At 70.0% G+C, this 22,220-nt stretch carries 22 protein-coding genes; 12 read left to right on the top strand and 10 right to left on the bottom strand.

Annotated features, from left to right (window positions below):
- Nucleotides 1-13: 13 nt before the first annotated feature.
- On the bottom strand, nt 14-421 hold the full coding sequence (locus tag ACTJKJ_RS06040; RefSeq protein ID WP_440819884.1) for a DUF3224 domain-containing protein: 408 nt from the start codon (nt 419-421) through the stop codon (nt 14-16).
- A 187-nt stretch (nt 422-608) separates the two neighbouring features.
- Between ACTJKJ_RS06040 and ACTJKJ_RS06035 the strand changes: the two genes are divergently transcribed.
- The 5 genes from ACTJKJ_RS06035 to ACTJKJ_RS06015 all read left to right on the top strand — a co-directional run bounded on the left by ACTJKJ_RS06035 (nt 609) and on the right by ACTJKJ_RS06015 (nt 4,875).
- Entirely contained in the window at nt 609-1,442 is an 834-nt protein-coding gene (locus ACTJKJ_RS06035; protein WP_440819883.1) for an AraC family transcriptional regulator, read from the top strand.
- A 122-nt stretch (nt 1,443-1,564) separates the two neighbouring features.
- Nucleotides 1,565-1,966: a VOC family protein gene (locus ACTJKJ_RS06030; protein WP_091720163.1), complete on the top strand. Its 402-nt coding sequence runs from the start codon at nt 1,565-1,567 to the stop codon at nt 1,964-1,966.
- Nucleotides 1,963-2,850 carry a helix-turn-helix transcriptional regulator gene (locus ACTJKJ_RS06025; RefSeq protein ID WP_440819882.1) on the top strand — a complete coding sequence of 296 codons (888 nt, stop codon included), beginning with the start codon at nt 1,963-1,965 and terminating at the stop codon, nt 2,848-2,850. Before ACTJKJ_RS06030 ends, ACTJKJ_RS06025 begins: the two co-directional genes overlap by 4 nt.
- A 73-nt stretch (nt 2,851-2,923) precedes the next feature.
- Nucleotides 2,924-4,063, top strand: a complete 1,140-nt coding sequence (locus tag ACTJKJ_RS06020) for a hypothetical protein (protein ID WP_440819881.1) — start codon at nt 2,924-2,926, stop codon at nt 4,061-4,063.
- Between the two features lie 23 nt (nt 4,064-4,086).
- Entirely contained in the window at nt 4,087-4,875 is a 789-nt protein-coding gene (locus ACTJKJ_RS06015; protein WP_440819880.1) for a hypothetical protein, read from the top strand.
- A gap of 9 nt (nt 4,876-4,884) precedes the next feature.
- On the opposite strand, the gene ACTJKJ_RS06010 is transcribed toward ACTJKJ_RS06015, so the two are convergent.
- Together ACTJKJ_RS06010 and ACTJKJ_RS06005 are read right to left on the bottom strand one after the other, a co-directional pair.
- Entirely contained in the window at nt 4,885-5,271 is a 387-nt protein-coding gene (locus ACTJKJ_RS06010; protein WP_297389392.1) for a hypothetical protein, read from the bottom strand.
- 9 nt (nt 5,272-5,280) lie between these two features.
- Complete coding sequence (locus ACTJKJ_RS06005) at nt 5,281-6,093, bottom strand: hypothetical protein (RefSeq protein ID WP_440819879.1); 813 nt, start codon at nt 6,091-6,093, stop codon at nt 5,281-5,283.
- Between the two features lie 265 nt (nt 6,094-6,358).
- Between ACTJKJ_RS06005 and ACTJKJ_RS06000 the strand changes: the two genes are divergently transcribed.
- The gene (locus ACTJKJ_RS06000; protein ID WP_440819878.1) at nt 6,359-7,465 is read left to right on the top strand and encodes a hypothetical protein; all 1,107 of its coding nucleotides are present in this window, start codon (nt 6,359-6,361) and stop codon (nt 7,463-7,465) included.
- A gap of 44 nt (nt 7,466-7,509) precedes the next feature.
- Here the strand turns inward: ACTJKJ_RS06000 and ACTJKJ_RS05995 are convergent, their stop codons facing one another.
- The 3 genes from ACTJKJ_RS05995 to ACTJKJ_RS05985 form a co-directional block, all read right to left on the bottom strand.
- Entirely contained in the window at nt 7,510-8,838 is a 1,329-nt protein-coding gene (locus ACTJKJ_RS05995; RefSeq protein ID WP_440819877.1) for a TRAP transporter large permease, read from the bottom strand.
- The gene (locus tag ACTJKJ_RS05990) at nt 8,835-9,494 is read right to left on the bottom strand and encodes a TRAP transporter small permease (RefSeq protein ID WP_147240128.1); all 660 of its coding nucleotides are present in this window, start codon (nt 9,492-9,494) and stop codon (nt 8,835-8,837) included. Before ACTJKJ_RS05990 ends, ACTJKJ_RS05995 begins: the two co-directional genes overlap by 4 nt.
- A gap of 176 nt (nt 9,495-9,670) precedes the next feature.
- Nucleotides 9,671-10,705: a TRAP transporter substrate-binding protein gene (locus tag ACTJKJ_RS05985; RefSeq protein ID WP_183484522.1), complete on the bottom strand. Its 1,035-nt coding sequence runs from the start codon at nt 10,703-10,705 to the stop codon at nt 9,671-9,673.
- Nucleotides 10,706-10,877: 172 nt separating this feature from the next.
- Here ACTJKJ_RS05985 and ACTJKJ_RS05980 point away from each other — a divergent pair, with 172 nt between their 5' ends.
- Both ACTJKJ_RS05980 and ACTJKJ_RS05975 read left to right on the top strand, forming a co-directional pair.
- Nucleotides 10,878-12,824 (top strand): sensor histidine kinase, encoded by a 1,947-nt coding sequence (locus ACTJKJ_RS05980; protein ID WP_440819876.1) that lies wholly within the window; start codon nt 10,878-10,880, stop codon nt 12,822-12,824.
- Complete coding sequence (locus ACTJKJ_RS05975; protein WP_440819875.1) at nt 12,821-13,459, top strand: response regulator transcription factor; 639 nt, start codon at nt 12,821-12,823, stop codon at nt 13,457-13,459. The genes ACTJKJ_RS05980 and ACTJKJ_RS05975 overlap by 4 nt, the downstream gene beginning before the upstream one ends.
- A 190-nt stretch (nt 13,460-13,649) precedes the next feature.
- Here the strand turns inward: ACTJKJ_RS05975 and ACTJKJ_RS05970 are convergent, their stop codons facing one another.
- The 3 genes from ACTJKJ_RS05970 to ACTJKJ_RS05960 are packed head-to-tail and all read right to left on the bottom strand — an operon-like array spanning nt 13,650 to nt 16,088.
- Complete coding sequence (locus tag ACTJKJ_RS05970; protein WP_440819874.1) at nt 13,650-14,876, bottom strand: beta-ketoacyl-[acyl-carrier-protein] synthase family protein; 1,227 nt, start codon at nt 14,874-14,876, stop codon at nt 13,650-13,652.
- A gap of 14 nt (nt 14,877-14,890) precedes the next feature.
- On the bottom strand, nt 14,891-15,175 hold the full coding sequence (locus ACTJKJ_RS05965; RefSeq protein WP_091720218.1) for an acyl carrier protein: 285 nt from the start codon (nt 15,173-15,175) through the stop codon (nt 14,891-14,893).
- Nucleotides 15,159-16,088, bottom strand: coding sequence for an alpha/beta hydrolase (locus ACTJKJ_RS05960; RefSeq protein ID WP_440819873.1), 930 nt, complete (start codon nt 16,086-16,088; stop codon nt 15,159-15,161). The genes ACTJKJ_RS05965 and ACTJKJ_RS05960 overlap by 17 nt, the downstream gene beginning before the upstream one ends.
- A 135-nt stretch (nt 16,089-16,223) precedes the next feature.
- Here ACTJKJ_RS05960 and ACTJKJ_RS05955 point away from each other — a divergent pair, with 135 nt between their 5' ends.
- The 4 genes from ACTJKJ_RS05955 (at nt 16,224) to ACTJKJ_RS05940 (ending at nt 20,676) form a co-directional block, all read left to right on the top strand.
- Nucleotides 16,224-16,913, top strand: coding sequence for a response regulator (locus tag ACTJKJ_RS05955; protein WP_099860596.1), 690 nt, complete (start codon nt 16,224-16,226; stop codon nt 16,911-16,913).
- An 8-nt stretch (nt 16,914-16,921) separates the two neighbouring features.
- The gene (locus ACTJKJ_RS05950) at nt 16,922-18,313 is read left to right on the top strand and encodes a sensor histidine kinase (RefSeq protein WP_440819872.1); all 1,392 of its coding nucleotides are present in this window, start codon (nt 16,922-16,924) and stop codon (nt 18,311-18,313) included.
- Nucleotides 18,314-18,470: 157 nt separating this feature from the next.
- Nucleotides 18,471-20,165 carry an S-layer protein gene (locus tag ACTJKJ_RS05945; protein ID WP_440819871.1) on the top strand — a complete coding sequence of 565 codons (1,695 nt, stop codon included), beginning with the start codon at nt 18,471-18,473 and terminating at the stop codon, nt 20,163-20,165.
- 115 nt (nt 20,166-20,280) lie between these two features.
- Nucleotides 20,281-20,676 (top strand): DUF488 domain-containing protein, encoded by a 396-nt coding sequence (locus ACTJKJ_RS05940; protein WP_440819870.1) that lies wholly within the window; start codon nt 20,281-20,283, stop codon nt 20,674-20,676.
- 6 nt (nt 20,677-20,682) lie between these two features.
- On the opposite strand, the gene ACTJKJ_RS05935 is transcribed toward ACTJKJ_RS05940, so the two are convergent.
- Entirely contained in the window at nt 20,683-22,074 is a 1,392-nt protein-coding gene (locus tag ACTJKJ_RS05935; RefSeq protein WP_091720238.1) for a reverse transcriptase family protein, read from the bottom strand.
- Nucleotides 22,075-22,220 lie beyond the last annotated feature (146 nt).

Raw genomic sequence — 22,220 nt, 5'->3', positions numbered from 1 at the left:
GGCGCAGTCCGCGTTACTCGCCGGGCAGGCGATAGGTGAAGACATAGAGGTGCTGCCCGTTGCGGGCCTCGATGCTCATGTCGCCGCTCAGGCCGGCCAGCTCGCCGGTGCCGGAGTCGGGCACGACGCGAACCGACAGCTGAGGCGCACCGCGCGTCATCTCGCCGAGGTGCATCAGCACGAAGGAGCCGCTGCGACCCGCAAGACGCCCTTCCACGCGCTCCATGGCGACATAGCCCGCCGAGCCGGGCGTCGCGCTGCGGAAGGACAGCATCTGTCCCATGCCGCTGGCGTCGAGGTCGCCGCGGAACTGCTTGTGGATCAGCGTCCGGGCCGGTTGAGCCGGCGCCTCGCCGGGTTCCAGTGGCTGGGCGGTGAGTCGCAGGTCGAAGAGGCCGCGCGCGATGCGGGCCGGCGCCATCGGCGCACTCGCGGAAACGGCAGGCGCTGAGGCCTCGGGCGCCGGGGCGGCCATCGCGGAACCTGCGGACAGGAGCGCGGCGATACTCGTCGCAAGAGCTGGCATGGTGATCGGGAGGGCGTTGATTTCGTCCCATTGCACCGGAACCGCAATCCCGGCGATAGGAAAAACACGACATCGGCATCGCATGACAGCACACGCCCCTCGCGGCGCGCGAGGCGTTCTCTACCCCGGACTGGCGCCAGGGCGCTTCCACCATGACCAGCAGCCGCCCAGCGCCGATCTGGCGCCTTGGATCGAGCATCACTGGTTCGTGAGCTGGGATCTCCGGGCATGTCCGCCGCAGGTTCAATCGACGCTGCCCCATCCCAATGTCCACTTGGTCGTGGAAGACGGCGCGGTGCGCCTGTGGGGCGTCCAACGAGCACGTTTCAACCGGACGCTTGCCGGTCGCGGTTGGGTGCATGGCGTCAAGTTCAAGGTCGGAGCGCTGCCGGCATTCCTGCGATCGCCGGCGGCCGACCTGATGGACCGGCAGGTCGATGCCCGCGGCCTGCTGGGCGACGATGTGGATCGGTTGCTGGATCCGCCGCTGGCTGACGCTCCCGAGGCGGGGAAGACGCGCATCGAGGCTGTGCTGCGCGCGCGAGTTCCGCCGGTGGTGGATGCGCGCGGGGCGAGGCTGGCGGAGATCGTCGACGTCATAGGCCGTGACGCGGGCATCACTTCGGTCGAACAGCTGTGCACGATGACGGGAGAGTCCGCACGTCGCTTGCAGCGGGACTTCAGGCATTACGTCGGAGCGAGTCCGAAATGGGTGATCGCTCGTTACCGGCTGCATGAGGCGCTCGCCTTGCTGCAGAGCGGTGAAGCGAAGCCCGACGCCGAACTGGCCCAGCGCCTGGGCTATTTCGACCAGGCGCATTTCATCCGGGACTTCCGCCAGTTGGTCGGCATGACGCCGAGGGCGGATGTGAGCGCGCTGCATCGCGACTCGGGCGAACCGGCAGCGGCGCGTTGACGTCCGATGCTGAAGGCTGATCGACGGACGCCTGATCGGATCGGCACCGAACTTGAACGGACGCGGCGAGGAGCCGGCGCCGGCGCTGCCTACACTGGCTGCGTCATCCACAAGGAGCGTTCATGTTCAACCACATCGTCATCGGCACCAACGACATCGACCGCGCGCGGCGCTTCTATGACCAGGTGCTGGGCGTGCTCGGGGTGGGCGGGGCCATGCCGCACCAGGCCAAGTCCGGCCACCAGCGGCTGTTCTACCGCCATGACGGCGGCACGCTGGGCATCGCGCAGCCGATCAACGACGAGCCCGCGACCTTCGCCAACGGCGGCACCATTGCCTTCCGCTGCGCGTCGCCGGAGCAGGTCCATGCCTTCCACGACACGGCGGTGGCCCATGGCGGCGTCTCGATCGAGGAGCCACCCGGCCTGCGCGTCGATTCGCTCGGGCAGTTCTACCTGGCCTACGTCCGTGACCCCGACGGCAACAAGCTGTGCGCCCTGCATCGCGTGAAGACATCGCCTTGAGCGTCGCCCGCGGCAGCGTGAGCCTGGCCACCGGGGCCGAGCTCGCGCGAACCTTGCATGTCAGGCCCGGCCTGGGCGTGGCCGCGCACGTCATGCAGGGAGAAGGGCTGGAGATCGTGCGCATCCGCGTCGAGCGGCCGGCCGTCATCGTCGTCGACCGGGGCATCAAGACGGTCAAGCCCGCGCGCGGCGGCGCCGTCCGGGCCTTGCCCGGCCAGGTGCTGCTGCTGGCCGGCGGGCACACGGTCGACTTCCACAACCGCATCACCGATGGCGAGCGCTACGAGGCGCGCTGGCTCATGTTCGGCGGGACGGTGCTGGACGATCCCTACTACCTGGCCACCGCGCAGCGCCAGTCCTCTGCCGATGCGCCCGAGGTGGCCCCGCCTCCGGCGCGGGTGCTGCGCCGCGTGCCGGATGGCTTGGCCGAGGCCTTCGAGCGCGCGCGGCATGGCCTCGCCCCGGACCCGTCGCGGCCCGAGGCGGTGGTGCGCCAGCAGATGCTGGAGGTGGCGCACTGGTTGCTCGCGGCGGGCATGGTGCTGCGCGTGCCGCCTGACGACGCGAGGGTCTCGGCGCGGATCCGGGCCATGCTGTCGGCGCGACTGGACGGTGAATGGAGTTCCGACGCCATCGCCCGGTCGCTGGCCATGTCGGAGGCCACGCTGCGACGCCGTCTGGCGGCCGAGGGCGTGACGCTGCGCGAGCTGATCGCGGATGTGCGCATGGCCTCTGCGCTGGTCCTGCTGCAGGCCACCTCCCGGCCGGTCTCCGAGATCGCATCGGCGGTCGGGTACGACTCGCCATCGCGATTCGCGGTGCGCTTCCGCGGTCGATTCGGCTTCGCGCCGACCGCGGTGCGCGGGCATGCGAGGGCGGTGTGACCTTCGACTGTTTCCCGCACCGTTGCAGCACTCAGAATCGATGGTTCCTCCGACACGGATCAGGGAGACACGAATGACGAGTCCCGCGCAACAGATCGCACAAAACAAGGCGGCTGAATGCAGGCTGCAAGTGCTGGCGCATCGGCAGGCCTTTGCCCGGCAGGGCTTGGCCGCGGGTCAATGTGCCGCTGACGGTTGGGATCTTTGCGCTGAGACGTTCAGTGGCGAGTTTGACCTGGACACGCCCGTCGGTCAGGGTCTGTTGCGGGGACTGCTCGCTCAACAGCCCAGCGTCTTGCATACGTTGCGAAGCTGGGAGCCGACCATGCCGGTCGCCCGAGTGCCAATGCCCGTCGCTGCACCCCGTCCCGGCCCCGGACCGCGCCCAGAAGACGATCTCCCACCATGGCTCAAAGACTATCTTTTCGGGCAATGGGGCGGCGCCGGCGTGCAGTCCGAAATCCGCTCGGCGGGCGTGGGACCCGGCAACATCATTGGCAACGGTCTCGCCGCGGCGCAGACCGCGACCATGATGGGCATGCAGGGCCAGACAGCCGCGCGCCTCAGCACTGCCGCGCAGCAGATCGCCTCTGGCGCTTCACGTACGGTCCGCATCAATCAGTTCATGGACCTGTACAACGCCAACCAGGGAAAGGGGCTGCCGCGTCTACGGCTGAGAATCCGAAACCTGCCATTGACGGTTGCCGCGCCGATTCCGGGAACCCAATGGCGTACCAACGCAAAGGGCACGACCCACTCCACGCGCTGGGCCGCTCCAACGGCCAGTCAGGTCAAAGGCGCGGGGGCGGTCGCCGCGGAAAGCCGATGGGCCCGGAGCATGGGCTGGTCCACGGGGAAGTTGGGGACCGGCCTGATCACCTTTGCCCCCACAGCCGCCCTCGACGCGTGGAGCAGCATTGAATTCGATCTGGACGCGAACGGCAAGCGGCAGATCCGGTCCTTCGACACCAACAAGTTCCTGGTCGCCTCTGCCCGCAACCAAAGCGGCAACGCCCTGGGACTGGCCGCCAGCGTCGCCGCGGTCCCCGTGGCGGTAGCGATCACCGCTGGTCTGGGCCTGACTGTGGTGGGCGCCCCTCTCGTGCTGATCGGCTTGGCGGCGGGCGTTGCGGTGCAAGTCATCTGGAACGCTTCTGGTGGCGCCGACTTCGCGGAGAACCAGGCGCGCGCCGCGCTCGGGATGGCTCGGTGAGGCCTCCGGACAACCTCTCCACCTTGAAAGGCACGCCGGTCGCCATGGCGATTGCCGGCGTGCTGATCGTGCCGGCGATGTGGGCGTTCCTGCTGGCGCCGCGCATCGTGCTGGCGGTGGCGCCGTTCACCGGCTTGCTGTTTCTGCTGTCGGGCATGCACATGACTTACCGAAGCCGCTTCTCGCCCGGGGAGGCGCTGTGGAGCTTCGTCCTGGCGTTGATCTTCTTCGGCAGCCTGCTGGTGGCGTCGACCACCTCGCTGGTATGGCGAATGGGGCGCCCCGAGCTCCACGGCGTCGCCGTGGCCGTGGCCGCGGCGATCGGCACCGGTGGACTGCTGCTGGGCTACCTCGCGGAGCGGCGGCGGCTGTCTCCGTCCAAGGAAGGTATCCCCGTCGCGCTGATGCCCATCGTCGACCTGGAGCAGCATCGACTTCGTCCGCTGCCGATCGCCGGCAGTCCACCAACGATGGGTCGGGTCGCCTTCCTGGCCGCCTTGGCGCTCAACCTGCCACTGCTGCTCCAACTGAACGGACTGCAACGCGACGACGTGCTGTGGCTCGCCATGCCCGTCCTGGGCGCCGCGGTGACCTACGTGCTGACCACCGGGATCGGCCCATCGCTCGCTCGTATCCAGGCACTCCGGGCGCTGGAGCGGCGTACCGGTCAGCGGTTCACCACCTCCCGCATCGAGGAGTTGAACGCCATGCGTCGAGGCTTGTGGCTGGCGCGATGGCTCTGCCGCGCGGACGACTTGAAGGCCGCTGCGCCAGCCAGTGCGGGGCTCAAAGGCGCGCGCCCTCGGCGCTGACGAGCCCGCTCACACCGAACGAATGTCGTTCCGCAGCTCCTTGACGGTCGGCAGCACCAGGTTCCACTTCTGCAGCCAGATGACGGTGGCCAGCAGCATCACGTCCCCCACCACCTCGACGATCTTGTCGATGGCCTTGATCTTCGCCAGCGCCGCGGTGGCCTCCTTCGTCGTGACGACGATGTCCGCCAGCGGCTCGGTGGTGTCGGCGAGGTAGTCCCGCTGCGCCATCAACAGCAGGTTCTGCGCCGCTCCGCCGAGCGACTGGCTCCATCGCATCGCTGTCAGACCGTCGGGGCCGGGCGCGCCGACCGGCATGGCCTCGGCCATGTCGTCGAGGGCCTTGGCCAGCTGCACCAGTTCGTCGGCGCTGTACGCCAGGGTCGTGTCGGTCATGCGCCCTCCCTAGAGCTTGGCCACGGCGTCGTGCGCCTTGTCGAGTTCCTTGGCCGTCGCGGCGATCGCCTTCAGCGTGCGCGTCATCGCGTCCCGGTCCATCGCCAGCGCGCCGCGAATCCGGTCGTGGTCGTCGGCGAGCTTTTGAAGTGCCGCCTTGTAGGTGGCGATCGCGCTCAGTTCCTTGTCGTAGTCCGCCCCGACGCGAGCGAGCTCCCGTCGGCCGAGGTACTTGTCGCCGAGATCGGATTGCCCGATCTCGCACTTCACGAAGTTGATCGCCTGGATGCGCTCGCCCCGCAGGCCTTCGGCGTAGACGTCGGCGAGCTTGCGCATCAGGCCCAGCACGCGCGCGACGTCGTCATGCGAGGACGTCATCAGCTCGCGGAGCTTCTTGTGGCGGTAGGCGTCGAGCCCCCGCTGGAGCAGCGCGAACAGTCCTTGCACGGCGGCCTCCTCTTCGGGCGACACCTTGGCGCCGGCGCCCTTGATGCCCTCGAGCGAAGGAGCGGCCGTCTTGGCGAGGTCGGGCAACTGGTCCGAGGCGAGTTCACCGAGGGCGGTGAAGTACGCGCTCATGGCCTGGTGCAGCTTCTCCGCGTCGTCGTAGGCGGCGTCGAACTGCGCTTGAGGAAGTCGGCCGGTGTAGCCGATGGGGCACACATCGCCGTCGAGGCGTTGCTCGCGCAGCTTCTTGTTGGAATCACGCCATCGCTTGGCGACATCGGTGGCGCCGGCCACGCCGGCCGCCGATTCGGCATAGGTGCTGATGGCCTGCAGGTTGACGCAGCCCGCAAGCATCGCCGCCAAGCCGACGGCCAAGAGACGGTTCCGGAAAGGCAAGGCAGTTCCTTTCGAGCAGGTCGACTACCGGTTGCCCCAGGGGCTTCGGCGGCGGCGAATCGTAAGGCGGTCGGGAACTCGGTCCACCCCCACCAGTTAGGGGGAGGCTGATGAATGCGCGTCCCAGGCCGCCGGGTTTCGTTGGCCATGTCGGGTTTGGCCCCGAGATTCCGTTTAGAAGGAGAGCGCTGCCGCTGGAGGAGCGGGCATCGCTCGGAGAATCAACGACAACATGGGAGGCGTGATGAAGACACACGGTCTGTTGCTCGCGTTGGTGCTGTGCCTAGGTGGACTCACCTCCGCGAGCGCGTATCAGTTGTCACCGGCGGGGACGTCGTTCGAGCGTCGCTTGGCACAGAAGGGCCAGCCCACCGGGGAGCGTCTGCTGGGCAAACTGGTGAACTGGGGCGTGGGCAGCTTTGGCTCGCCAGTGCATGAAGAGATCACCAACCGATCCTTGGACTGCGAGGGCGACGCGGACATTTGCTCCGACCCGGATTGGGACCCCGCCCAGGCCTACATCCTGGCGGGCGTGCGCTGGAATGACGACCCACCATTCCGTTTCGAGTCCTCTTTCGGGAGGTACTCCGGATGCAAGCCCGGTGAGACGGTCCGCTTGGTGGTCCAGCCGGAGTGCTGGGCCAAGGTCTTTCTCGATGGGAAGAAGCGCGCGAAGCGCGGCGAGAAGCTCGATGCGAAGACGGCGCCGCTGCTGGTGCGCTCGCACTTTGGCGACATGCAGTTCCTGCACGCGATGGGCGCCGCGGATGGGGAACTGCCGGAAGCCACCCGCGCCAGGATCCTGATGTGGGCGGAGTTCACCTGGCATGTGGCGACGAAGAAGATTGGCGGTGGGGACATCGTCGCCCACCAGCGGCACATCGCGGGGATCGTCGACGTCTTTGGCGCCAATGGATGGAGCGTGCAAGACCTGTTCGCGCTAGGGAACCCCAACATCCGAAAGCCGGATTACCTGGCGGCGGTGGCCTTCGGAAGCCTCTTTCACACGGTGCAAGACTCGTTCTCAAGGGCACATGTCAAGCGGGAACAGCCGGTCGTCGGCGCCAAGTGCGAAGGGGCGGCGGGGACCTTTGCCGCGCCGGGACGGGTGAAGGAGTTCCATTCCTACGCGCATCAGGACGCCGACCTGCATTCGGCGGCCGATGTACGCGCGGCGTTCTCGGCCCACTGGTCGTCGGGCAAGCCGACGGCGGTCGAGGTGGGCCGGTCGCTGGCGGAGTTCTATGGTCGTCAGGCCCCGTGGTCGGAGGTTGGGCCGTTCATCGAATGCCTGTTCCGGCTCGCGCCGGACGCGACGGCCTCGTCGGCAGGGGATTACGCGGCGGACTGAGCGTCGCGAATCCCCCTGGCCGTCGACGGGCGTCGCGGGGACGGTCAGCCGACCAACCCCAGCGCCCTCGGCAGCGCCAGCGACAGGCCCGGCCAGTAGGTCACGACGAGCAGGAAGCCCAGCATCGTCAGCAGCCACGGCCAGACGGCGACCGTCAGTTCGGTGATGCCCATCTTCGTGATGCCCGACGCCACGTAGAGGTTGAGCCCCACCGGCGGATGGCACAGGCCGACTTCCATGTTGACCGCCATCAGGATGCCCAGGTGCACCGGATCGACGCCCAGCTTGGCCGCGACCGGGAACAGGATGGGCGCCATGATCAGCACGATCGCCGCCGGGTCCATGAAGTTGCCCGCGCCCAGCAGGATCAGGTTGACCAGCAGCAGGAACACGACCAGCCCGAAGCCTTGCGCCGACATCCACGCCGCCATCGTCTGCGGGATCTGCTCGGAGGCCATCAGGAAGCTGAACAGCACCGCGTTGGTGATGATGTACAGCAGCATCGAGCTCATCGCCGCCGCCTTCAGCAGCACCTTGGGCACGTCCTTCAGGCCCATGTCCTTGTAGACGAAGACCGAGATGATGAAGGCATACACCGCGGCCACGGCCGCCGCCTCGGTCGGCGTGAACTTGCCGCTGTAGATGCCGCCGATGACGACGACGATCAGCATCAGGCCCCAGAAGCTCTCGCGGAAGGCCTTGAAGCGCTCGGCCCAGGTCGCCTTGACCATGCGCGGGTAGTCGTACTTCTTGGCGCGGTACCAGGTGGTGATGCCCAGCAGCAGCGACAGGCACACGCCCGGCACGACGCCGGCCATGAACAGCTGGCCCACCGACGCGGTGCCGACCACCTCGCCATTCGGTCCGGTGGCGCTCATGCCGGCCGTCGCGATCGAGAACATCACCAGGTTGATCGACGGCGGGAACAGGATGCCCAGCGCGCCGGACGTCGTGATCACGCCCGCCCCGAACTGCTTCGGATAGCCCTGCTTGGTCATCGCCGGCAGGATGATGGAGCCCACCGCCACCACCGTCGCGACCGACGAGCCCGAGATCGCCGCGAACATCGCGCAGGCCAGTACGCCGGCCAGGCCCAGGCCCCCGTACCAGTGGCCGATCATGGTCGTGGCGAAGTGGATGATCCGCCGCGCCACCCCGCCATGGGTCAGGAAGTTGCCCGCCAGGATGAAGAAGGGCACGGCCATGATCTCGAACTTCTCGATGCCGGTGAACAGCTTGAGCGCGACCGATTCGATCGGCACGTTCGTCATCGTGAAGAGGTAGGTCAGGACCGTCAGGCCCAGCGAGATCGAGATCGGCATGCCGGTGAGCATCAGCACCACCAGCAGCGAGAAGATGATCAGGGTGTTCATGCGCGATCTCCCTTCGAGCCGTTCGAGCCCTTGGCGGCTTCCTCGGCTGTCTTGGCCGCGCCGACCGCGGCGACGTCATCCTCGATGCCTTCGACGTGGCCGTGGTCCGCGTGCGGCGCCTCGCCGGTGCGGATGAAGTGCCAGCACACCTGCAGGAAGCGGAAGCACATCAGGTAGGAGCCCAGCGGCACGCACGAATACGCGATCCAGGTCGGGATCTCCAGGTCGGGCGAGGTCGGGCCTTCGAAGAGGTCGGGGTTCTCGATGCCGAAGGCATGCGTGAACGCGTAGTGCGCGCCGTTCTCCCACACGAAGGTCGCGCCCAGCGTGCCGATGGTCGCGGTGAACACCGCGCCGGCCAGCAGGCTGAAGATCACCAGGTACTTCGCGTGCTCGGGCCTGAGCTTGCGCACCAGCACGTCCACGCCCACGTGGGTGCCGGCCCGCACGCCGTAGGCGGCGCCGAACTTGGCCATCCACACAAACATGTAGATGCACAGCTCCTGCGCCCAGCTCACGTCGATGCGGATGACGGCATCTTGCAGGTGCGGCACGCCGGCCAGGAAGCGATGCAGCACGGCCATCGCGATGACCAGCGTCGCGGCACCCATGAGGAAAGCGATCAGGCTCTCCTCCAATCGATCGAGCCATCTCAGCGACATGGTGATCTCCTTCAGACAAAAGAAGGCCGCGCCGCCCAGAACAGGGGCGCGGCACACAGGACGCCGCCCCAGGCGGGCGGACTCATCAAGCGGGAGCCCGGAGAACCGGCTTTGCCGGGCTCCTGGGGTCCGCCCCCTTGGGGGGCCGGCGTCAGCCGGTAGGGGGGAACTTATCTCGTCGGCGGGACGAAGCCGGCGGCCTTGTAGGCAGCCTCGACGGTGGCCTTGCCGACGCGGCCTTCCATCTCCTTGTGGACCGGCATCAGCGCCAGCTTCCACTCGTTCACCTCGGCCGGCGTCAGCGTGTAGATCGTGGTCTTGCCGCTGGCCTTGATCTTCTCCAGCGCCTGCTGGTTCTCGGTCTGCGCGATCGCGTTGGCGTAGATGGTGGCGTCCTTGACGCTGCTGTCCACCACCGCCTTCAGGTCGGCGGGCAGGCCGTCGTAGAACTTCTTGTTGATGATCAGCGCATAGGCCAGGTGGCCGTGGTTGCTGAGGGTCGTGTGCTTCTGCACCTCGTAGGTCTTCTGCGTGTAGAAGTTGGACGGCACGCCCTCGGTGCCGTCGACCACGCCCGACTGCAGCGCCTGGTACAGCTCGGAGAAGGCCATCACCTGCGGGATCGCGCCCAGCGCGCGCATCTGCGCGTCCAGCACCTTGGAGGACTGGATCCGCATCTTCAGGCCCTTGAAGTCGGCCACGTGGTGCAGCGGCTTGTTGGCGCTCATGATGTGGAAGCCGTTGTCCCAGAAGGCCAGGCCTTTGATGCCCTTGGGCTCGAGCTTCTTGAACAGCTCCATGCCCAGCGTGTTGGTGGTGTTGCGGAACGAGGCGTCGTCCTTGAACAGGAAGGGCAGGTCGAAGACCTCGAACTCCTTCACGCCCAGCGGGCCGAACTTGGCCAGCGACGGTGCCAGCATCTGCACCGAGCCCAGCTGCAGCGCCTCCAGCTCTTCCTTGTCCTTGTAGAGCTGGCTGTTGGGATAGACCTCGACCTTCAGGCGGCCCTTGCTGCGCTCTTCCGCCAGCTCCTTGAAGCGCTGCGCGCCCTTGCCCTTGGGCGTGTCGGGGGCGACGACGTGGCTCAGCTTGATCACGATCGGCGCCTGGGCGAAGGCGCTCGTGGCGGTGCCGAGCGCGGCGCACAGGCCGGCGGTGGCGAGCGCGACGGACAGCAGCGCGCGGCGATGGAAGGTGGCGGACATGTTGGTCTCCTGGTGTTCTCGGGATCCAAGGCGCCGGCGCGGGGCCGGTCTGCGGGATGGAGCGGATTGTGGAAATCCGGCCTGCGCGCGGCCAGTTGTGGACTTCCACATTGGGGGAGCCCGCAGCGCCCGCCGCCCGGCCCGCGCGTCGCGCAACGCCTAGACTGCCGCCATGGCCGTGTCCCGACGATTGCTCCAGATGCTCAAGCGCGCCAGCTGGGCCTTGCCGCTGCTGCTGGCGCTGGCCTTTGCCGCGTCGGTGGGCGTGTGGCTGCGGCTGAGCGACGTCCGCGACCTGGAGGAGGAACGGCTCACGCTGATCACCGACGCGCTGTCGCTGGAGGCGCGCATCTCGGACTGGCTCAACGCGGAGCATGCGGCGGTGGACCGGCTCGCCCTGCAGCTGCCGGGCCAGGTCGACGACCGCATGCTGCTCAACCACCGCGCGGTGGCCGAGGGCCTGCGCCGGCTGTGGGTCAGCGCGACCGTCCTGGATGCCAACAACCGCGTGATCGCGCATGTGCCGCAGCAGGTGCCGCAGGCGACGGCGCCGTCGAAGGAGCGCAGCGGCGTGAGCCTGGACGAGGGCGGCCTGACCGCGCACTGGAGCGCGGCGCGGCCGCAGGGCGGGCGGCTGGTGGTGCGCTTCGCGCCGAGCGCGCTGCTGCGCCAGACGCTGCCGTGGTGGCTGGCGCAGAAGTACGACGTGCGCCTGGTCGACGGACTCGGGCAGCGGCTCGCGCAGACGGGCGATGCGATCGCGCTGCCCGGGACGCAGAGCTACCGCGTCAGCGTCGATCCCGCGATGCGCGAGACCTGGCTCGAGCTCAACACGCGCGTGCCGCACCGGCCGTGGTGGTACACGCTGGCGGCGGGGCTGATGGGCGTGTTCCTGCTGCTGTCGGCGCTGGCGAGCGCGATGCTGCGCCGGCAGATGCGCGAGGTTCGGCGCGCCGAAGGCGAGGCGCGGACCGAGGCCGCCTGGCGGCGCGCGGTCGAGGATTCGTTGACGGTGGGCCTGCGTGGGCGGGACCTGGACGGCCGCCTGACCCATGTGAACCGCGCGTTCTGCGACCTCGTGGGTTATGGCGCGGAGGAGTTGCTGGGCCGCCTGCCGCCGATGCCGTACTGGCTGCCCGACGAGATGGCCGACAGCCTGCGCCGGCACCAGCGCAACATGGCGGGCGGCGCGCCGCGCGAGGGCTACGAGGCGCGCTGGATGCATCGCGACGGCCATGAGCTGGACGTGATGATCTTCGAGGCGCCGCTGGTGGATGCGAACGGCGTGCAGATCGGCTGGATGGGGTCGATCGTCGACATCAGCGCGCGCAAGCAGACCGAGGAACGCGAGCGCCGCCGCACCGAGGCGCTGGCGCACCAGGCGCGGCTGAGCACGCTGGGCGAGGTGGCCTCGGCGCTGGCGCATCAGCTCAACCAGCCGCTGGCGGCGATCGCGGGCTACAACGCGGGGGCGCTGCGCTCGCTGGAGCGGGCAGGGCATCCGGATGACGACATCGTCATGGAGGCGCTGCGGCGGCTGGGCGAACAGGCGCAGGAGGCGGGGCGCATCGTGCAGCGCATCCGCGCCTTCCTGACGCGGCGCGCGCCGCAGCCGGAACGCTGCGCGATGCCGGAACTCGTCGCGCGGGTGCTGGCGCTGCTCAAGCGCGACCTGCGCGGCGTGCGGGTGGACGTCGAGATGCCCGCCGGGCTGCCGGAGGTGCAGGCCGATGCGGTGCTGATCGAACAGGTGCTGATCAACCTGGTGCGCAACGCGCTGGATGAACTGCACCATCGGCCCGGGGCGCAGGTGCGCATCGGCGCGCAGCGCGTGGGCGAGCGCTTCGTGCGCGTCGACGTCGACGACAACGGGCCCGGGCTGCAGGGGCGCGGCATCGATCAGCTGACGACGGCGTTCTACTCGACCAAGGCCGAAGGCATGGGCATGGGGCTGGCGATCTGCCGCTCGGTGATCGAGGCGCACCACGGCGGCATGGAGGCCGGCGCGGGCGCGCTGGGTGGGGCGAGGATCAGCTTCACGCTGCCGCTGTGTCAGGAGACCGGGCCGTGCGGTGCGGGCGAGGCGGGCGTCGATTCATACAAGGAGGGCGCGCGATGAGCGACCCACAGGCGACGGTCCACCTGGTGGACGACGAGGCGGCGGTGCGCGACGCGCTGGCTTTCCTGATGCGCTCGCACGGTCTGCGGGTGGACGCGCATGCGAGCGGGCCGGCGCTGTTCGAGGCGCTGGACCAGGCGATCGATCCGCATGGCTGCATCGTGCTGGATGTGCGGATGGAGCCGCTGTCCGGGCTGCAGGTGCATGACGAGCTGATCGCGCGCGGGGTGCCGCTGCCGGTGATCTTCCTGAGCGGTCACGGCGACATCCCGATGGCGGTGGATGCGATGCAGAAGGGCGCGGTCGATTTCGTCGAGAAGCCGTTCAACGACCAGGCGCTGGTGAACAAGGTGCAGCGCGCGATCGCGACGGACGTCCACCGCTGGCGCGAATCGCGCGCTCATGCGGACGTGGCCGGCAGGCTCGCCAGCCTGACCGACCGCGAACGTGAGGTCGCGGTGCTGGTGGCGGCCGGCAAGCTGAACAAGCAGGTCGCGGATGAACTCGGTATTGCGATCCGCACGGTAGAGGTCCACCGCGCGCGGGCGTTCACGAAGCTGGGCCTGCGCTCCGCGGCGGAACTGGCGACGCTGTTGGAGCGGTTTGAGGTGAAGCGGGAGAAGGGTTCAAGTTGAGGTTGGCCATGGCTGCCAGCCGATACCGTGCGCGTTGAGCAATGGTCATCGCGTGAACGATGTAGGCTATGTCGCCCGTGGCCTGTGCCTCGAGCTCATAGATCAAGACGGCCTCAATGCTGTCGAGGCCGTCTATCGGATCAAACGGTGTGAACGCAACGGTCATTCGGCCAGCTTAGGCGTCATGACCTCACGCTGCACTGATGACGAGCGACACGTTGCTCCCGCCGAATGCGAAGGAATTGCTGACCATCGACTTGGATGGGTCGAAGGCCCGCGGCTCGCGGATCACGTCCGCGATCTCCTCGAGTGCGCTTGTGCGCACGTTCGCGCTGCGTGGCAGCTCGCCACGGCGCAGCGCCTGAACGCAGGCGATCAGCTCCAGCGCGCCGCCGGCGCCGATCAGGTGACCGTGCAGCGCCTTGGTCGCGCTCACCGGCACGCCGCGCGGGCCGAAGACGCGCGCCAGCGATTCGGCCTCGACCGCGTCGCCCACGTCCGTGGCCGTGCCGTGCGCGTTCACGTAGCCGACCTGCGCCGGCCCGATCCCCGCGTCGGCCAGCGCGGCGCGCAGCGCGCGCTCCTGGCCGTCGGCATCGGGCCGCGACAGGTGCACCGCGTCCACGCTATGCCCGTAGCCGGCCAGCACGGCAAGCGCCGACGCGCCGCGTGCGCGGGCGTGCGAGGCCGTCTCCAGCACCAGCGCCGCCGCGCCCTCGCCCAGCACCAGGCCACGCCGGCCGTCGTCGAAGGGCCGGCAACTGCGCGAGACATCCTCCGGATCCGGCGGCGCCATCACGCCCATCGCCTGCCACGCGGCCACCGAGCCCGGATTCAGCATCGCCTCCGAGCCCCCCACCAGCGCCAGGTCCGCGCGACCCTGGCGCAGCAGCATCAGCGCCTCGCCGATCGCCTGCGCCGACGACGCGCAGGCGTTGGAGATCGTCAGCATCGCCGCCCTCAGCCCGTGCCGCATCGCCAGGTGCGAGGCCGCCGAGTTGCTCATCACCCGCACCACCGTGTAGGGATGGATGCGCGGCGTCTCCTTGGTCAGGTGCTCGCCATAGGACTGCTGCAGCGCATTCGACCCGCCCAGCCCCGTGCCCCAGGCCACCGCCGCCCGCTCGGGCCGGGGCGCCGTCGCCGGCAGGCCGGACTGGGCCCAGGCCTCGCCGGCAGCCTGCAGCGCCATCAGGCTGTGCCGGTCGTGCAGGTTGCGCTGCGCCGGCGGCATGTCCTGGCCCAGCGCCTGCGTCACCGCCGCCGCCGCGAACGGCGCCACGCCGCGCGCCGGATCGCCCGGCTGCAGCGCGATCCCCGACCGTCCCTGCGCCAGCGCGTCCGCGAACGAGGCCGCGTCCGGACCAAGCGCGCTGCAGGCGCCGATGCCGGTGATCCATACCGCTTCCGCGTTCATGCGGCTGGCGGCGCTCAGGCCGCGACCGCCGTGGCGGACGCCGCCGGCGTGCCGGCGTCGCCGTCGCCCGCCAGCAGCGCGTCCACGAGTGCCGCCAGGCCGGCGATCGTCGGCTGCTTCATCGCGGCGTCGTGGTCGATCTCGATGTGGAACTTGTCCTCGACCGCGAACATGAAGTCGACCAGCATCAGCGAGTCCAGCCCCAGCTCGGCGAAGGTGACGTCGTTCTTCAGGTCGTCGGCCGACATGCCCAGGTCGTGGCAGGCCAGCTGGCGGAGTTCTTCAAGCGTGTTGCTCATGGGGGAGGTCCTCGGTCGCGGTCAAAGGGGAAAAACGCTCGGCCGGCGCCGCGACGGGCACCTGGCGAAGCAGGAACTGACGGGCGGCCTGCGTGACCGCGCCGCGCTCGTTGTCGAGGGTCAGCATGTGATAGCTGTGGTGGAACCAGTGCACCTCGGGCGTCGCGCCCAGGCGCCGCTGCAGCTCCAGCACCGAGCGCGCGCCGCTGACGTCGTCCTCGCTCGCGTGCAGCACGACGGCGGGCGCGGCGATCTGGTGCAGGTTCCGGCGCACGTGGCGGATCAGCCGCGACGCCTGATGCAGCGAGGCCGCCGGCAGCCGGTCGGCGCCGGCGGCGGAGACATGGCTCGCGTTCATCGCCTGCGCGACCCATTCGCGCAGCCGTTCGTTCTTGATGCCGTAGGGCGGCGTCTCGCGGAAGCTCAGCCACTGGCGCAGCGGCGGCACATAGGCCAGCGGCAGCAGGCGCCGCCAGGGCGAGACGTTCCAGCCGTCGAAGTGCAGGCTGGTGGACAGCAGCATCAGCGCCGCCGCGGGCCGCTCGAGCGCCAGCGCCAGCGTCAGCACCGCGCCCATCGACAGGCCGCCCACGGCCACGCGGGCATGCCGGGCGGCCAGCGTGTCGAAATGCGCGGCGGCCATCTCGACCCAGGCCTCGAAGGGCGGGACCGCGCGGCGGCGCGCCGGCGCGGGCGCCCCGGCCACCGGCGGCACCACGCCGTAGCCGTCCAGCGCGGGCGCCTCCACGACGTAGCCGGCATCGCGCAGCGCGCGGGCCAGCGGCATCATCTCCAGCGGGTTCGCGCACAGGCCGTGCAGCAGCAGCACGGCCGGGCGCGGATCCAGCGCGGGCGCCGGCGGCGGCTCTGCGGCCGCGGCGGTCGTGGAGAACGGGGCAACGATGTTCGGCATGGGCGGCAGTCTGTCCAAGCTCGCTGTTGCGGACTTGACGCGAAGCTGTCGGAAAGCTGTCGGCGCCGTTGCCCTCAGGTTTCTGACAGGTCTCGGATTGGCCCCCGCAAGGCTCAAGGCTTATGCTGCCGCTCCATGCGAATCCTCCTGGTCGAAGACGATGAATTCCTGGCGGAATCCACCGCCCGGGCGCTGCGCTCGCAGTCCTGGGTCGTGGACGTCAGCGCGCGTGGCGAGCCGGTGCCGCTGTCGCTGCGCGAGGACCGCTACGACCTGCTGATCCTGGACATCGGCCTGGCCGGCATCGACGGCTTCGAGACGCTGCGACGCGTGCGCGCCCAGGGCAGCACGACGCCGGTGCTGCTGCTGACGGCGCGTGACGCGGTCGAGGACCGCGTGCGCGGCCTGGAGGGCGGCGCCGACGACTACCTCGTCAAGCCCTTCGCCCTGAGCGAGCTGATCGCCCGCGCCCGCGCGCTGGTGCGCCGCAGCCAGGCGCGCACCGGCAACGAGCTGCGGCTATCGACGCTGCGCATGGACCTGGAGGCGCGCCGCGCCTTCATCGCCGAGGAACCGCTGGCGCTGTCGGCGCGCGAGTGGGACGTGCTGGGCTTCCTGCTGGCGCGTGCCGGCAAGGTGGTGGCCAAGGAGCAGATCGCCTCGGCCAGCAATGGCTGGGAGCAGGGCGTCAGCGACAACGCCATCGAGGTCTGCGTCTCGCGGCTGCGTGCCAAGATCGAGCCGGCCGGGCTGCAGCTGCGCACCGTGCGTGGCCTGGGCTACCTGCTCGAGGAGATGCCCGCCGCGCCGGCGGCGAAGGCCTGACCCGCGGCATGAGCGACACGCCGCGCCACCGCACCTTCAGCCTCAAGCAGCGGCTGCTGATCTGGCTGATGGCCCCGGTGCTGGTGGCGGTGCCGGCCGCCGGCCTGGTGCTCTACGACGTGATGCACGACACGGCCATCTCCTGGCTCGACCAGGCGCTGGGGGACACCGCGCTGGCCGTGGCCAGCCTGCTGCGCGAGCGCGACGGCACCGTGTTCGTCGACGTCTCCGGCTCGACCGACCGCGCGCTGCGCTTCGACCGCACCGACCGGATCTATTACCTCGTTCTCGACCCGGCCGGCGAGGTGCTGCTCGGCGACGCGCAACTGGCGCGGCTCCAGCTGCCACGGCGCAAGCCCAACGAATGGTTCTTCACGCTGGCGACGCTGGACGGCGAGTCGCTGCGCGCCGCGGCGCTGGGCGCCACTTGCGGCCGCTCGGTCTGCCAGATCCTGGTCGCCGAGACCCTCAACAAGCGCGATGCGCTGCAGCGGCAGCTGGCGGTCGTCGTGGTGCTGCTGATCGGCGGCATGGCGATCCTGCTGGCCGGCGCGGGCTGGTGGGCGACCTATCGCGGCCTGCGGCCGCTGGCGCGGTTGAGCGCCGAGCTGGAGCAGCGCGACCTGGCGCGCCTGGAGCCGCTGCAGCCCGACGTGCCGGGCGAGCTGCGGCCCCTGATCGCGGCCTTCAACCGGCTGTTCGAGCGACTGCGGCGGGCATCGTCGGCGCAGCAGGATTTCCTGGCCAACGCGGCCCACCAGCTCCGCACGCCGCTGACCTCGCTGCGCACCGAGATCGACCTGGCCCTGCTGGAGCCGCACGACCCGCAGATGGAGCCGGTGCTCAAGCGCCTGCAGGGCTCGGTGGACCGCAGCGCGCGGCTGGCGACGCAGATGCTCTCGATCGCGCGCGCCGAGGCCGAACCCGGCGGCCGCGAGCAGCCGCTGGACCTGCGCGACATCGCGGCCCAGGTGGCCGAGGACTGGGTGCCGCGCGCGCTGCAGTCGGGCGCGGACATCGAGTTCGAGCTGGACAGCGCGCCCGCGCTGGGCCAGGGTTTCCTGCTGCGCGAGCTGCTGGCGAATGTGCTGCACAACGCGCTGAACTACGCCGGACCGGCGCCGCGCATCACGGTGCGCACCGGCTGCGACGGGGAGTGGTCGCGGATGGAGGTCGAGGACAACGGTCCCGGCATCCCGCCGCAGGAGCGCGAGCGCGCGCTGCGCCGCTTCGAGCGCGGCAGCGAGTCCAAGGGCACCGGCAGCGGCCTGGGCCTGGCCATCGCGCTGGACATCGCGCAGCGGCACCGCGGCCGGCTGGAGCTGCTGGACGCCGGCACGGGCACCGGGCTGCGGGTGCGGCTGAGCGTGCCGAGGGCGGGCGCCGACGGGGCGAACTGAACGCGTGCCGGGCGCAAGGCGCCCGATCACGGTGGGTAATCGCAACGGAGGTGCAACGAATGCATCTCCGGGGCGTCGTTCATGGGGTCGTCATCGCGCGTGGACAGACTCGCGGGCTTCCTCCCTCCCGTGCCCCGCCTTTGGGCGGCCCCTGCTTGTGAACACTGTCCGCACCGATTCTCCCGAACCCGTCGACGCCATCGTCTCCAACGTCACGGCCAACACCGACGTCACGGCCAACGCTGACCGCGGCCGCCTCGCCGCGGCGGGCGCCATGGCCGGCCTCCTGTCCCTCGCCTTGGCCGCCTGCGGCGGCAGCGGCAACGGCAGCGGTGCTCCCGAGCCCGAAGCCGGCGCCTGGACGACCGGCGACCTGCACGTGCACACCGTCCAGTCCGACGATTCGCGCACGACGCAGACGCTGGACTTCGTGCTCGGCAAGGCCTTCACCACCCACGGGCTGGACTGGATGGCGGTCACCAACCATCTGCGTTCGTCCAAGTACGACAACGACGCGAAGCTGCTGCCGGCGCCGGTGGCCTTCGCCTATGGCATGGCCGCCTACGAGATGCCCCGCGTCAAGGCGCTGCAGGCGGCCGGCAGCTACACCGGCAAGCTGATCTTCTCGGGCTTCGAATGGGACACACCCACCCATGACCACATCGGCATCGGCATCTTCGAAGGCGACTCGACGCTCGCCACCTCCGCCAGCGCGATGAAGGAGTTCCAGTACGTCTTCACCAACGGCGACGAGTCGCTGTTCCAGGCGGACGACCTGGCCCGCTGGAAGGCCAAGTACAGCCAGCGCGCCAACGCCACGGCCGCGGACGCGCTCAAGGGCATCGCCTGGCTGAAGGACAACTACCCGGACACCAGCTACGCGGTCATCAACCATCCGTCGCGCAATCCCGGCAAGTACACGATCGCCGACTTCCGGCAGATGAATGACCTCGCGCCGAAGATCGTCTTCGCGATCGAGGGCATGGTGGGCAACCAGATGGAGCCCAACCGCGGCGGCTACACCTCGGCCTACATCGACGCCAACAAGCCCAACCGCACCTACGGCGGCACCGACTACGTCGTCGCCCAGCTCGGCGGCGTGTGGGACGCGCTGCTGGGGGAGGGGCGGCGCATCTGGAACGTCGCGAACTCCGACTCGCACTTCGAGATCGATGCCGCCGGCAACAGCAGCGGCTACTACCCCGGCGAGTACGCGAAGAACTACGTGTGGCAGCCCAAGGGCAGCACCGGCGTCGCCGGCCTGCTGGGCAGCCTGCGCGCGGGCCGCGGCTTCGGTGTGTTCGGCGACCTGATCAACGCGCTGGACTTCCGCGCCGCGGCCGGCGGCGGCCAGGCGACCATGGGTCAGGAGCTGGTCGCCAGCGCGGGACAGACGGTCACCGTCACCCTGCGCTTCAAGAGCCCGGCGGTGAACAACTATCAGCGGCCGGTCAACAGCGGCAACCTCGGCAACATGGTGCCCAAGGTGCATCACGTCGACCTGATCGTCGGCGACGTCGGCCCCAAGGCGGCGCCCGGCACGCCGGCCTACGACGTGGCGACGAATCCGTCGACGCGGGTGCTCAAGCGTTTCACCAGCGCCGACTGGACCCTGGGCGCGGACGGCTACTACAGCGTCACGACGACGCTCCCGGCGAGCCGGAGCCAGTACCTGCGCCTGCGCGGCACCAACCTGGCCGAGGACGTGCCCGGCCTGAGCGCTGGCGGCGAGCCGCTCGCCGACCAGCCGGTGAACACGGCCGACAACGCGACGCGCCATGACCAGATCAACGACCGCAACTACGGCAGCCTGTGGTTCTACTCGAACCCGATCTTCGTCACCGTGAAGTGAGGCGCGCGACGCGGGCTCGCGCGGGGCGCGCGTCGCTGGCGAGCCGCCAGTCGTCCGGGCGGCACAATCGCGGCTCGGAGCTGGCCGGTTCCCAGTCCTGCGCACCCGCATCGCCATGTCCATCCGCATCGTCCAACTCGGCGTCACGCCGCGCCTGCCCGACGAGGGCGCCCGCCTCGGCACCGTGCGCCGCCCGCCGCGTGGCATCCGCAAGGAGGACTACGCACGCCTGGGCTACTACGACAGCTGGCTGCCGCTGCTGGCGCCCAGCGCCGAGCTGATGGCGCAGGGCAAGGCGGCCGAGGACGACCGGCAATGGTCCGCCTTCGCCAAGGCCTACCGCAAGGAGATGGGCGAGTCCGCGCCGTCGCAGCTGCTGGATGCGCTGGCGGCGCTGTCGCACTCGGCCAACCTGTCGGTGGGCTGCTACTGCGACGACCCGAAGCGCTGCCACCGCAGCCTGCTCACGCAGCTGCTGGAGGAGCGCGGGGCCGCGCTGCGCGCCGACTGAGCCCGGTCAGCGATCCGCGTTGAACTGGATTGCCGCAAGCATGCGCGTCAGCTTCTCGACGCGCGACGCCGCCAGGAACTGCCGCGCCCAGGCGAGCCGGCCCAGCAGCGGCGCGCGCAAGGCCGGATCCACCGGGACGGATCGCGACCGCAGGCCGAGCTGGTGCAGTTCCGCCTTGAGGCGGTCGTAGCGCTCGCGCGCGAGATTCGGCCGCGTGTTGACGACGACGCCGGTGACGGACTGGCGCCCGCCCGCCGGCATCGCGCGCGTCTTGTCGCGCCGCAGGCGGAAGCCCTCGTCCTCGACGATGGCTGTGACCCAGGCGCGCAGCGCGCGTTGATCGCGGCGCAGCGAGGCGGGCCCCGAGAACACCAGGTCATCCGCGTAGCGCGTGTAGCGCGCACCGAAGCGCCGCGCCAATCCGTCCAGTCGCAGGTCCATCGGGAACGCGCACAGGTTGGCCAGCACCGGCGAGGTGGGCGCGCCCTGCGGCAGGTGGAAGGACGCGAGGCGCCGGGCGCCGTCGGCATCGATCGAGTCGTCCTCGCGCAGTCGCTCGCGCAGCGGCGCGGGCGTGCGGGTCAGGCACAGAAGCACGAGGCGCTCCACCACCGCGTCCGGCAGGCCCAGCGTGCGCAGCGTCGCGCGGACCCGCGCCCGGCCGATGCTCGGGAAGAAGTCGCGCAGGTCGAAGCGGATCACGAAGTCCTGGCCCGCGTGGCCGGCCGCGTGCGTCGCGACGTTGCGGCCGCGCACGAAGCCGTGCGCCGCCTCGTGGCAGGGCAACTGCTGCAGGAAGTCGTCGAGCAGGCGGCGCTGCAGGGTCTTGAGCCGCGGCATCGGGGCCTCGATGAGGCGCAGCCCGCCGCGGCGCTTGGGCACGAGCAGGCCACGGTAATGGGGCGTCGGATGCGCATGCGGTTGGCGTGGCGTCGCGGTGCGCTCGCGGTACTGGCGCGCGGGACCGGCGAAGTGATCCAGCTCGTCGAGCGTGAGGCCGAGCCAGGCCGCGAGATCCGCCTCGGTCGACCAGTCCGGCCGCACCAGCGATGCCAGCGCCAGCGGAGGCGGCCGCAGGCGAGACGGTCGCAGCAGCAGGCGGCGCACCGTCGGCCGTGGGCGCTCCGGATCGAAACCGGCGTGGAATGCCTCGAGCGCTTGCAGCGCGTCGGCGAGGCTCGCCACCGAGTGGGCCAGCCACACGGGCCCCGCCCAGCGCGCCAGCTCGGCGCACAAGGGCGTGAGCCAAGGGCGCGCTTCGGCGCCAAGGCATTGCTCCGCGCGCGCCTGCAGCGCATGGGCCTCGCGGCCGCGTGGCGCGTCGTCGTCCGTCTGCAGCGCCCGCGCGAGCGCCAGCGCGATCCAGCGGGGATAGGTCAGCGGCGCGGCAAGGCTCATTGGCGTGGAGGCTCTCCAGGATCAGCGACGCGACCGGGGAAAAGGGCTCGGTCCGCGGCGGACGGCAAGGGGTGACCTCCAGCGACCGCCAACTCACCGGTCCCGCCGATTCAGGTCCGCGCGGTAGCGCGGCGCCGAATCCGCGC

Source organism: Roseateles sp. 22389, assembly GCF_052044995.1.
Taxonomy (GTDB): Bacteria; Pseudomonadota; Gammaproteobacteria; order Burkholderiales; family Burkholderiaceae_C; genus Roseateles.
Note: the sequence above shows the minus strand (reverse complement) of the source record. Positions and strands in the feature narration are given on the sequence as shown.